11 protein-coding genes and 1 pseudogene are annotated in these 10,231 nt (G+C 60.7%); 8 read left to right on the top strand and 4 right to left on the bottom strand.

Annotated elements, in window-relative coordinates:
• The first annotated feature begins 133 nt into the window (after positions 1–133).
• The 5 genes and pseudogenes from C5L12_RS22190 to C5L12_RS22170 form a co-directional block, all read left to right on the top strand.
• A complete protein-coding gene (locus C5L12_RS22190; RefSeq protein WP_105374239.1) occupies positions 134–910 on the top strand; it encodes a MetQ/NlpA family ABC transporter substrate-binding protein in 777 nt (258 codons plus the stop codon).
• A 113-nt stretch (positions 911–1,023) separates the two neighbouring features.
• Entirely contained in the window at positions 1,024–3,219 is a 2,196-nt protein-coding gene (locus tag C5L12_RS22185; RefSeq protein ID WP_105374238.1) for a bifunctional diguanylate cyclase/phosphodiesterase, read from the top strand.
• Between the two features lie 181 nt (positions 3,220–3,400).
• Positions 3,401–3,793 (top strand): GFA family protein, encoded by a 393-nt coding sequence (locus C5L12_RS22180; protein ID WP_105374237.1) that lies wholly within the window; start codon positions 3,401–3,403, stop codon positions 3,791–3,793.
• Between the two features lie 90 nt (positions 3,794–3,883).
• On the top strand, positions 3,884–4,246 hold the full coding sequence (locus tag C5L12_RS22175) for a nucleoside triphosphate pyrophosphohydrolase family protein (protein ID WP_245422996.1): 363 nt from the start codon (positions 3,884–3,886) through the stop codon (positions 4,244–4,246).
• A gap of 68 nt (positions 4,247–4,314) precedes the next feature.
• A pseudogene (locus C5L12_RS22170) lies at positions 4,315–4,477 on the top strand (GFA family protein); the annotation flags it as partial.
• A 14-nt stretch (positions 4,478–4,491) separates the two neighbouring features.
• Here C5L12_RS22170 and C5L12_RS22165 read toward each other — a convergent pair.
• On the bottom strand, positions 4,492–5,103 hold the full coding sequence (locus C5L12_RS22165) for a TetR/AcrR family transcriptional regulator (protein ID WP_105374236.1): 612 nt from the start codon (positions 5,101–5,103) through the stop codon (positions 4,492–4,494).
• A gap of 151 nt (positions 5,104–5,254) precedes the next feature.
• On the opposite strand from C5L12_RS22165, the gene C5L12_RS22160 reads away from it, so the two are divergent.
• Positions 5,255–6,016, top strand: coding sequence for an SDR family NAD(P)-dependent oxidoreductase (locus C5L12_RS22160; protein ID WP_105374235.1), 762 nt, complete (start codon positions 5,255–5,257; stop codon positions 6,014–6,016).
• Positions 6,017–6,180: 164 nt separating this feature from the next.
• On the opposite strand, the gene trhO is transcribed toward C5L12_RS22160, so the two are convergent.
• The 3 genes from trhO to C5L12_RS22145 are packed head-to-tail and all read right to left on the bottom strand — an operon-like array spanning position 6,181 to position 8,601.
• Positions 6,181–7,125 (bottom strand): oxygen-dependent tRNA uridine(34) hydroxylase TrhO, encoded by a 945-nt coding sequence (gene trhO / locus C5L12_RS22155; RefSeq protein ID WP_105374234.1) that lies wholly within the window; start codon positions 7,123–7,125, stop codon positions 6,181–6,183.
• Positions 7,126–7,148: 23 nt separating this feature from the next.
• Positions 7,149–8,129, bottom strand: a complete 981-nt coding sequence (locus C5L12_RS22150) for a CHAD domain-containing protein (RefSeq protein WP_105374233.1) — start codon at positions 8,127–8,129, stop codon at positions 7,149–7,151.
• Positions 8,104–8,601, bottom strand: coding sequence for a CYTH domain-containing protein (locus tag C5L12_RS22145; protein ID WP_105374232.1), 498 nt, complete (start codon positions 8,599–8,601; stop codon positions 8,104–8,106). The genes C5L12_RS22150 and C5L12_RS22145 overlap by 26 nt, the downstream gene beginning before the upstream one ends.
• A gap of 158 nt (positions 8,602–8,759) precedes the next feature.
• Between C5L12_RS22145 and C5L12_RS22140 the strand changes: the two genes are divergently transcribed.
• Both C5L12_RS22140 and C5L12_RS22135 read left to right on the top strand, forming a co-directional pair.
• Positions 8,760–9,410 carry a 2-dehydro-3-deoxy-phosphogluconate aldolase gene (locus C5L12_RS22140; protein ID WP_105374245.1) on the top strand — a complete coding sequence of 217 codons (651 nt, stop codon included), beginning with the start codon at positions 8,760–8,762 and terminating at the stop codon, positions 9,408–9,410.
• A 94-nt stretch (positions 9,411–9,504) separates the two neighbouring features.
• Positions 9,505–10,218 (top strand): tellurite resistance TerB family protein, encoded by a 714-nt coding sequence (locus C5L12_RS22135; RefSeq protein ID WP_105374231.1) that lies wholly within the window; start codon positions 9,505–9,507, stop codon positions 10,216–10,218.
• Positions 10,219–10,231 lie beyond the last annotated feature (13 nt).

Below are 10,231 nucleotides of genomic sequence, written 5' to 3'. Positions count from 1 at the left end.
ACCGAAACACCTGTCCATCGGAAGCAAAGGGTTTAGCCGATCGGCTCTAACGCCGGTCAAAACATAACCGAACCCAAGGAAAAGCCGGCAATTGAAGGCGTTTGCCCCTTGTGTTCTTTCATTGGAGACACTCATGAAGAAGCTGATTATCGCCGCGGCACTTGCCGCCTTCGCCGCCGCTCCGGCGCTCGCCGAAGATATTAAGATCGGCGTTACGCCCGGCCCCCACGCCCAGATCATGGAAAAGGTGAAGGAAATCGCAGCTGGCAAGGGCCTCGATATCGAAATCCTCGAATTCTCCGATTATGTCGTGCCCAACCAGGCGCTGGCGGATGGTGAGCTCAACGCCAATTCCTTCCAGCACCAGCCTTATCTCGATAACCAGGTCAAGGACCGGAAGTTCGACCTCGTCAGCGTCGCCCAGACCGTCAACTTCCCGATGGGCGTCTATTCCAAGAAGGTCAAAAGCCTCGGGGAATTAAAGGAAGGCGCAACGATCGCCATTCCGAACGATCCGACCAATGGCGGCCGCGCATTGCTGATTCTCGCCGATCAGGGGCTCATCAAGGTCGATGCCGGCAAGGGCCTGAAGATCGGCCCGGCCGATGTGACGGAGAACCCGAAGAAGATCGAGTTTGCCGAGCTGGACGCTGCTCAGCTTCCGCGCTCGCTGGATGATGTCGACGCCTCCGTCATCAACACCAACTACGCGCTTGAAGCCGGTCTCAATCCGAAGACGGATCCGATCGCCCGCGAAGGCGAGAAAGCGCCTTATATCAACGTCATCGCCGTCAGGTCCAAGGACAAGGACGCCGCCTGGTTGAAGACGCTGATCGAGGCCTATCACAGCGCCGAAGTGAAGGACTTCGTCAACACGACCTTCAAAGGCGCCGTTATCGCGGCCTGGTAACGAGAATTTAAGGAAACTCTTATGGGCCGGACCTCCTGCGGGAGGTCCGGCCTTTCTTTTTAACGCTATCTGAAGGAATACCCGCGAAAGATGTAGGACTAACGAGGTCTTCCATGTCGTTTCTTCCGTCACGTTTTCGGCGCACCGTGTCAGTCGGCCGTCGTTCCGCCGTGACCTCGATGCTGTTCGCCTTTGCGATCGTCGTCGTGCTGGTGACGATTTTCATTTTGACCGCGCTCGGCCGTATCGCCGACTACACCAACCGGGCGGACGACGCGCGCTCGCGCGAGACGACCACCGGCGCCATCGAGACGTTTCGCAGCCAGCTTCATGCGACGCTAAATGACTATGCCGCCTGGGATGACGCGGCGCAGTTCGTCTACGCGGGTGACCAGGATTGGATTGTCAGCAACTACGGCGACATGACCTCCAACAGCGATCTCTTCGACGTCGCCATCGTGATGGACAAGGACCAGAACGTGGTGATGTCCTATCAGGACGGAGCGCCCGCATCCTGGAAACCGCGCGACTATTTCGATTCGTCGATCTGGACGCTATTCGACAAGGCAGGCTCCGCCGGTCCTGATGCTCTGCCTGAAGCTTCAGGCTTTGTGCAGACGACAACGGGCGTCGCAGCGGTCGGCGTGGCGTTGATCCGTCCCAAGGCGGGACCGCTGGAGCAACCGCGCGAGAAACGGCGATTCCTGATTTTCGCGCGCCACCTCGATGCTCTCAAAGTCGAGAAGCTCGCTGAGACCTATGTCATAGACGGCCTGCGTTTTGCCGATGCGGAAGGGCGGACGCCAAATGTTGTCGAGCTCCGCAACATGCATGGAAAGCTGCTGCAGCGGCTCGTCTGGCAGTCGCGTCTGCCTGGAAGCCTCGGCTATTCCGAGGTGCGGCCGTTGGTCTACGGCGCGCTTGTGATGGTCGGCCTGTTCTTCCTGCTGCTTTTTGTCAGCGGCAGCAAAACCTTGAACCGTCTGGCGGCCGACGAGGCGGCTGCGCGGCATCTCGCCATGACCGACCGGTTGAGCGGCCTCCTCAACCGTGCCGGTTTTTTTGCCGCACTCGGCGAACTGGTGACAGAAAGCCACCGCAAGCATACGCATGTGGTGCTGCTCTATCTCGATCTCGACGGTTTCAAGGAGGTCAATGATGCCTATGGCCACACTACCGGCGACAAGCTGATCCGCGGCGTGGCTGCCGGTCTCAAGACACTGGTGGGGGACGAGACGGTTCTCGCCCGCGTCGGCGGCGACGAGTTTGCGATCGCGCTCTCCACCGGGGAAGTCGCAAAGGTCGTGGAGATGATCAGCGACCGAATCCTCGGTTTTTTCGACGAGCCTTTCCTGATCGGCGACCGCGTCGCGACGATCGGCACGAGCATCGGCGTTGCGATATCGCCCAGCGGCAGGATTTCGGGTGAGGAACTGGTGCGCCATGCCGACATGGCCATGTACCGCGCCAAGGACAGCGGCGGCGGCCGCACGGAATATTTCCATCCCGAAATGGATGCCGAGCGGGAGGAGCGCAATCAGCTCGAGGTCGATCTCAGGATTGCCATCGAACGGCGCGAACTTCACGTCGTCTACCAGCCGGTGGTCGATGCGGGCAGCTGGACGTTGATCGGGGTTGAGGCGCTGGCGCGATGGAACCGAAGAGGACACGGGCCGGTCCCGCCCGATGTCTTCATTCCGATCGCCGAGTCCACCGGGCTGATCGACCAGCTCGGCCTCTTCGTACTGCATCGCGCCTGCGAGACCGTGGCACAGTGGCCGGAACTGAAGCTCTCCGTGAATATTTCGCCGGGCCAGTTCCGCGATCCCGCCTTTGCGCTGCATGTCGCCTCCGTCTTCCACAAGACAGATACCGACCCCTCGCGCCTGACCTTGGAGATGACGGAGGGGTACTTCATCCAGAATCCGGCGCGCGCCCGTGCCGCGCTCGCAAAGCTGAAACACCTCGGGGTAAAGATCGCTTTGGATGATTTCGGCGCGGGTTTTTCGAGTGTCGGATATCTGCGGCAGTTCGGCTTCAACCGGATGAAGATCGACAAGTCGATGGTGCATGCCCTGGACGAGGGCGGTGCCGCGATGGACACGCTGCAGGCGACCGTCGCGCTTGCCCGCTCGCTGAACATCCCCGTCACGGCCGAAGGCGTCGAGACAAAGAACCAGGCGCTGGCGTTGCGGCTCAGCGGTTGCGACCAATTGCAGGGCTATCTGTTCGGCAAACCGATGTCGGCGGAAGAGATCGATGCCATCTATCGCGGCGGCCGGATGCCGGACGGAGTGAGCGCGGCCTGAAGGCGCGCATTGTTCTCCTGTCGTGAGAGTTGCTTGTGTGGCGATATCCAGCCGGACACGGAGATTGCGTTACCAGCGGGAGCGAATATTGTGGCCGCCGCTGCTGGAATAGGAGCCGGGCGATATCGGCAGCGCTATTCTTGTAGACAATTCGCTCCCTTGACTTTGGAGGAGATTCACCATGGACCGGTTTACGGGTGGTTGTCTTTGCGGCAGCGTTCGGATCGTGGCGTCGGGCGCCCCATACCGTGTCGGCCTTTGTCACTGCCTCGACTGCCGCAAGCATCATGGCGCCCTTTTTCACGCGTCGGCAATCTTTCCCCAGGATGCAGTGACGATCGAAGGCGAAACGCGCGACTATGCCGGACGCTTTTTCTGTCCGCGCTGCGGTTCGTCCGTTTTCGGGTGCAGCGCGGACGAAGTCGAAGTCAACCTCGGATCCCTGGATGCTCCCGACCAGCTGATGCCAACCTACGAGCTCTGGACCGTCCGCCGGGAGTCCTGGTTGCCGCCGTTTCCGCTCAAACGGCGATACGACCGTGATCGCGACTCCACGAGCCGCTTTGAAGAGTAAGGTTTCGGAGCAGCGCCCCGCAAAGATCCTGTCGCAAGCACCTGCTAAACCACCTGGCATCGGTTCGAAAAGATTAGGAGGCGGCAGGGAATGAGTGCGACATTCGGGGAATTAAGCGATCGTATCGGTCGGGTCGGAGAGCTTTACGCAAGGGTGCACAATATTACGCGGACCCAGGATTGGTATCTGCTCAAACTGACGGAGGAGCTCGGGGAACTCACAGCCGAACATCTGCTCATCAACGGTCAGGCCCGACCGAACCCCGATGGATTGGGCGGCACCCGCGAAGCTTTGGAAAACGAAGCGGCGGATTTGTTCGGGCAATTCGTACTCTATCTGCGCGCAAACGACATTGATATTGAAGCGGCCATCGAGCGGAAGTGGCTACGGCACCTGGATCGATACGTCGAGCTGGACGGCACGACTCATGTTTCATCTGCTGAACCGGCCTGACCGCCGCTTCCGGCCGATCGCTGAAGACATTACGTTAACCGCGGAGCGCATATTGTGGCCGCCGCTGCAGCGCGGGCGAAGTCGAAGTCAACCTCGGATCCCTGGATGCTCCCGACCAGCTGATGCCAACCTACGAGCTCTGGACCGTCCGCCGGGAGTCCTGGTTGCCGCCGTTTCCGCTCAAACGGCGATACGACCGATCGCGACTCCACGAGCCGCTTTGAAGAGTAGGGCCGCTCAGGCCTTCAGGATGATTTTCCCGATGGTGTGGACTTGGCTCCCGGCCAGCAGGACAGCGCCTGCTCGGCGACAGCCTCGAGCGTTTCGCGACTGAAACCGGCTTTTGCCTGCACCGCCATGCCGTGAAGCACGGCCATGAGGAATGCTGCAAGGGTACCGGGCTTGGCCGTTTCGGGAAGGTCGCCTTCCGCCTTTGCCTGTTCGAATCGTCCACGAAGCTGCGCCTCGGCAACGGCGCGAGCTTCTATCAGGATTTGCCGCACGGGTTCGGCGTCATCCGACCCAGCCAGAACACCGTTGATGACCAGGCATCCCGTATGATTGGAAAAACGGGTATTAAGGTCGATTGCGTTGTGAAGAATGTGCGCTGCGACTTCCCGTGATGTCGGGAGCTTCAGCGCCGCCGGGATATAGTCCAGGTATCGCTCGTAATAACGCGCAAGGGCTTTGCGGAAGAGTGCTTCCTTGTTGCCGAACGCGGAATAGAGGGCAGGTCTCTCGACGCCGGCCGCCGCGGTCAGGTCAGCGTAGGACGCACCCTCGTAACCCTTTCGCCAGAAGACGCACAACACGCCGTCGAGCGCTTTCTCCACATCAAATTCGCGATGGCGACCCATCAGATTAGCTCAGCTAATTTCATAATGATCGTTATTAAAACCCTTGACCGCAAATGTCAAATTTCATAACGACTGTTATCGTAACGTCCGTTATGTTAATGGTGGATACCAGACATCAGGTACCCGCGACATATTCAAAGGAAGGAATCTCATGTCGAATACATTGAAAGGAAAGGTCGCCCTGGTGACCGGCGGTTCCCGGGGCCTTGGCGCTGCGACCGCGGAAGCGCTTGCCGCCCACGGAGCAGACGTTGCCATCAGCTACGCCGCTTCGGCGGATAAGGCAGAAGCTGTGGTGGAGAAGCTGAGGGGGAAGGGCGTACGCGCGATTTCGGTAAAGAGCGACCAAGCTGACCTTGCTTCCGCGAAGCCGCTGATCGACAGGGTGCTCGCCGAGTTTGGCAGACTCGATATCCTCGTAAACAATGCCGGCATTGCGATCCAGGGACAGACGGTGGACGATCCGGAGCTTGACGGAGAGAAATACAACCGTCAGTGGCAGGTCAATGTTCTGGGGACGATTGCCAACACGCGTGCCGCAGCGCCCAAACTGGCCGACGGTGGCCGGATCATCTTCATCGGCTCTCTGCTCGGCTCTTATGTACTCTTCCCGGGGGTCGCCGATTATGCCGGAACGAAGTGGGCGCTGGCCGGATACGCCAAGGGCATCGCGCGCGACCTCGGGCCTCGCAATATCACGGTAAACGTGGTCCAGCCGGGGATCATGCCGACGGACATGGCTGCCGACGTCGCCGGCGAGCTTCCGAACCGTGACGCTATCCTTGATATGCATCCGATCCGTCGCATTGCAACCCTCGAAGAGGTGGCGGAAACCGTCTGCTTCCTCGCCGGTCCCCATGCGGGCTACATCAACGGCGAGGCGATCAATATCGCCGGCGGACTTGGAATCTAACATCGAAAACCAATGCTCCGGCGCATGAGCCCCGGAGCAGATGCATATGGTCCCGAGCTTGCAAATCAGCTCGGGACTACCCTTCCGGCAGGCATGCTCCATCTCCAGTCGGAAGGTACGGTCCCTTGCCATTCCTCAGATGACGGAAGGCAATAATGCCTGCTTCATCCGCCGATATGTTTCTGGCCGCGCTTCTTGGCGAGCGCGATCTGGTGCTGCCGTTGCCGGTAGCGATCACGGTCTTCGTCCGTACGGCTGTCGTAGCAATGCGAGCAGGAGACGCCCTCCTCGTAATGGGGCGAGGTGATCTCCTCGGCGGTGATCGGGTTGCGGCAGGCATGGCAGAGCTTGTGATTGCCTTCCTTCAGCCCATGCTCAACGGAGACGCGCTCGTCGAAGACGAAGCAGGCGCCTTCCCAGAGACTTTCCTCCGCGGGTACGTCCTCCAGATATTTCAGGATGCCGCCCTTCAGGTGATAGACCTCGTCGAAGCCCTGTTCCTTCATGAAGGCCGTCGCCTTTTCGCAGCGGATGCCGCCGGTGCAGTACATGGCGATCTTCGGCTTGTTGTGCAGGCCTGCGTTGTTCTTCACCCAGTCGGGAAATTCGCGGAACGTCTTCGTCTTCGGATCGATTGCGCCCTTGAAGATGCCGATCGCCGTCTCGTAGTCGTTGCGGGTGTCGATGACGATCGTATCCGGGTCGGAAATCAGCGCATTCCAGTCCTTCGGCTGCACATAGGTGCCGACGATCCGGTTGGGGTCGATATCCTCGACGCCCATCGTGACGATTTCCTTTTTCGGCCGCACCTTCATGCGCAGGAAGGGCATTTTCGAGGCGCGGCTTTCCTTGTGCTCCAGCTTTTCAAATTCCGGCTGCGCACGGAGAAAGGCGAGCAGGCGCCGAATGGCGTCGTCGGAGCCGGCAACGGTGCCGTTGATTCCTTCGCGGGCAAGAAGCAGCGTCCCCTTGATGCCGTTCTCGTCGCAGAAGGCCTGCAGCGGGTCGCGGAAACTCTCAAAGCGGTCGAAACGCGCGAAATGATAAAGCGCGGCTACGAGAAAGGCGCCGGATGTCTCCGGGCGCGATATAGCGAGATTGTCTGTCATGGCGCTGAAATACAGCTTTGCGCCTAGCCGCGCAACGCGGTTTCTTTCCCGGCCCTGCCATTGGCTTTCGCCCTGCGGCTTTTGGTCTTTCGCGGTGAGGTCGCCGCTTTTCCCCAGAGAAGGCGGATCAGGCCGCTTTCGGTCTCCGCACCATCGGCAAAGACCTCGTGTGCCTTTTCGATCGCTTCATGACGCAAGGCCTGCTGGCGGGCGATGATGGCGCCGAGAACGAGCGCCAGCGTCTCGCTGTCGCCGAAAAGCTCGGGACTTTCATTGACCAGCCCGGTCAGGACCGAAAGATCGTGCTCGTGGCCCAGCAGATCGACGAGTTCCTTTGCCTGCATCTGTTTGGCGAGCATTGCCGAAGGCCAGATCTCGCCGAGCAGCGACAGGTGCATCCAGTAGGTCTGCCCGCTTTTGCGCAGCTCATGATAGACTTCGGCGTCGGCATGTTCCTCGCAGGCGGCAAGTGCGGCAAGCGCCCTCAACCGCTGTCTCCTCCAGGCCGCCGCAAGGCGTTTTGCCGTCTTGCGGGGGTCGTCGTCGAGGTCGAGTTCTCCAAGTGCGGCAATGGCCTGCCTGCAGGTCGCGATCGCTGCTGCCATCTTGGCGGGGAGGTCGTGTTCTTCGGAAGCGATCCGATCACGCCGTTCCGTCAGCGCATTCGAGGCCACCGTCAGCGCGGCGAGTTCTTCCGCCGAGGTCGCATGTTCTGCGAGGTAATTGACCGTCTCCACCAGCGCGGTCGCGTCGCGGACTGCCGAGAGCGTGTGAGCCATGTCGCGGATCCGGGCGTTTTCCCGCCGGCGAAATTCAGGTTGGTCGCGCTGGATCAACCGGTAGAGGGCACGCACCCGCTTGAAACGTTTGCGAGCATCGTGCACCGCCTCGTGCGGGCCGTCCGGCTGTTCTTCCAGCAGTTGGATCGCGCGGGCAAGCTGGCTTTCTGCCACCGCGCAAAACTCGGCGGTGAAGCGTTTAGCGGGCTTCAGACGATAGGGCATCGGACAGCTCTGCGCTCAGATCTTCGGTCGCCATGACCAGGTTGGAATAGCGACGGTCACCCGTAACCTCTTTTCCGATCCAGTCCGGCAGTTCCGGCTGGGCGCTCTCGTCCTCCATCTCGACCTCGGCCACTACGAGCCCCTTATAGGCTCCGTCGTAGACATCCACTTCCCAGACGTAGCCTGCGTGTTTGACCTCGTGTCTGGTCTTCTCCAGGACCACGCCGATCGCGGTTTTCGCCATTTCCTCGGCATCGGTAAGCGGGATCTCGTATTCGAACTCGTCGCGGGCGATCAGGCTCGTGCCGATCTTGATGGTGAGCTTGGCGCGCTTGCCGTCCATTATGCGGATACGTACCGAGCGATCGTCGCCGGAGGCGATATAGGCCTGCAGGAAATCGGAAGACGACGAGACTTCGGAACGCCATCCGTCGCCTTTCACCAGAAACTTGCGTTCGATTTCCTTGGCCATAGGCGCCTGACTTGGTTTGGAACCTTCTGCAACCCTAGTGCAAAGTCGTGTTTTGGCAAACCCGCATGGGCACTATGCGGCATTTTTTCTCGACAATGACAGGCTTGGGCGTTATCTCCCACCACAAGATTTCAATCGTTTTAGCGGAGATGATCGCCATGGCCGGCCAGACCGAAAGCAAGACACAAAAGCTGCTTTCCATCCTGAAACTGCAGCCGGTGGTACCGGTGCTGATCGTCGACGATGCGAAGTCTGCGGTCGGGCTTGCCCGGGCGCTCGTCGCCGGCGGCCTCAGAGCGATCGAGATCACCCTGCGCACACCGGCCGCCCTCGATGCGGTCAAGGCGGTCGCCGCCGAGGTGGAAGGCGCCAATGTCGGCGCCGGCACCATCCTTAATGCCCGCGACTGGGATGCCGCCGTGAAGGCGGGCTCTACCTTCATCGTCTCGCCCGGTGTCACGCCCGGCGTGCTTTCCGCTGCCCAGGATTCTCCAGTTCCGCTCTTGCCGGGTGCAGCGACCGCCAGCGAAGTGATGACGTTGCGCGAGAAGGGTTACGACGTCCTGAAATTTTTCCCCGCGGAACAGGCCGGCGGCGCCGCTTACCTGAAGGCGTTGTCTTCGCCGCTCGCCGGCACCCTCTTCTGCCCGACCGGCGGCATTTCGCTGAAAAATGCCAATGACTACCTCTCGCTGCCGAATGTCGTCTGCGTCGGCGGCTCGTGGGTCGCGCCGAAGGAGCTCGTCGCGGCCGCCGATTGGGCCGGCATCACCAAGCTCGCTGCCGAAGCGGCGGCGCTGAAGGCTTAAGGCTTGCCGCTGAAGGTGAAATTTCCGTCATCTTCTTTGTATCCGGCACGATGCTTCCTATCTCCTGACCATATTCCATCAACGGGAGATGACGATGTTCGACGCAAAAAAGCTTCTCGATCAATTTCTGGGGTCGCAGATACCCGGCATGTCGGGAAGCGTGAGAGACAGGGCAGGGCAGGCGACCCAGCTTGCGAAGAACAATCCGATGGCCACCGGCGCGATCGTTGCCGCACTCCTCGGCACGAAGACCGGCCGCAACCTCGCCGGCAATGTCGCGACCGTCGGCGGCATCGCGGCGATCGCCGGTCTCGGTTATCTCGCCTATAAGAACTACAAGTCCGGCCAGTCGCCGCAGACTGCTCCGCAGCCCGCGCCACAGACGGAAACCCCGCTTTTGCCGCCGCCGGCCGATTCTCCGTTCAGCCCGCAGTCGCCGCAGCTCAGCAATGATTTCGCGCTGACCCTGGTGCGCGCCATGATCGCCGCTGCCAAGGCGGACGGGCATATCGATGCGGCGGAGCGGGCCAATATCATGGACAAGGTGCATGCGGTGGATCTCGGTTCCGAGGCCGAAGCCTTCATCGCGCAGGAGCTCGCCAATCCGGTCGACATGGACGATCTGATCGCCGCCGCCCGCACCGAGGAGCAGAAGGTCGAACTCTATACCGCCACCCGGGTGACGATCGATCCCGATACCCGCGCCGAACGCGGCTATCTCGATCTGCTTGCCGGCCGCCTCGGCCTGCCGGATGCGCTGATCGATCATATCGACGCGACCGTCTCGGCGGCCAAGGTCAAGGTCTGAGCGAGCCTCCCTC

Source organism: Neorhizobium huautlense, assembly GCF_002968575.1.
GTDB lineage: Bacteria > Pseudomonadota > Alphaproteobacteria > Rhizobiales > Rhizobiaceae > Neorhizobium > Neorhizobium huautlense.
This window is presented reverse-complemented; position numbering and strand designations above follow the sequence as displayed.

What these genes read in the sequence shown, in the direction of transcription:
- C5L12_RS22190 (WP_105374239.1), top strand. Translation starts at nt 134, where the DNA reads ATGAAGAAGCTGATTATCGCCGCGGCACTTGCCGCCTTCGCCGCCGCT.
- C5L12_RS22185 (WP_105374238.1), top strand. Translation starts at nt 1,024, where the DNA reads ATGTCGTTTCTTCCGTCACGTTTTCGGCGCACCGTGTCAGTCGGCCGT.
- C5L12_RS22180 (WP_105374237.1), top strand. Translation starts at nt 3,401, where the DNA reads ATGGACCGGTTTACGGGTGGTTGTCTTTGCGGCAGCGTTCGGATCGTG.
- C5L12_RS22175 (WP_245422996.1), top strand. Translation starts at nt 3,884, where the DNA reads ATGAGTGCGACATTCGGGGAATTAAGCGATCGTATCGGTCGGGTCGGA.
- C5L12_RS22165 (WP_105374236.1), bottom strand. Translation starts at nt 5,103, where the DNA reads ATGGGTCGCCATCGCGAATTTGATGTGGAGAAAGCGCTCGACGGCGTG.
- C5L12_RS22160 (WP_105374235.1), top strand. Translation starts at nt 5,255, where the DNA reads ATGTCGAATACATTGAAAGGAAAGGTCGCCCTGGTGACCGGCGGTTCC.
- trhO (WP_105374234.1), bottom strand. Translation starts at nt 7,125, where the DNA reads ATGACAGACAATCTCGCTATATCGCGCCCGGAGACATCCGGCGCCTTT.
- C5L12_RS22150 (WP_105374233.1), bottom strand. Translation starts at nt 8,129, where the DNA reads ATGCCCTATCGTCTGAAGCCCGCTAAACGCTTCACCGCCGAGTTTTGC.
- C5L12_RS22145 (WP_105374232.1), bottom strand. Translation starts at nt 8,601, where the DNA reads ATGGCCAAGGAAATCGAACGCAAGTTTCTGGTGAAAGGCGACGGATGG.
- C5L12_RS22140 (WP_105374245.1), top strand. Translation starts at nt 8,760, where the DNA reads ATGGCCGGCCAGACCGAAAGCAAGACACAAAAGCTGCTTTCCATCCTG.
- C5L12_RS22135 (WP_105374231.1), top strand. Translation starts at nt 9,505, where the DNA reads ATGTTCGACGCAAAAAAGCTTCTCGATCAATTTCTGGGGTCGCAGATA.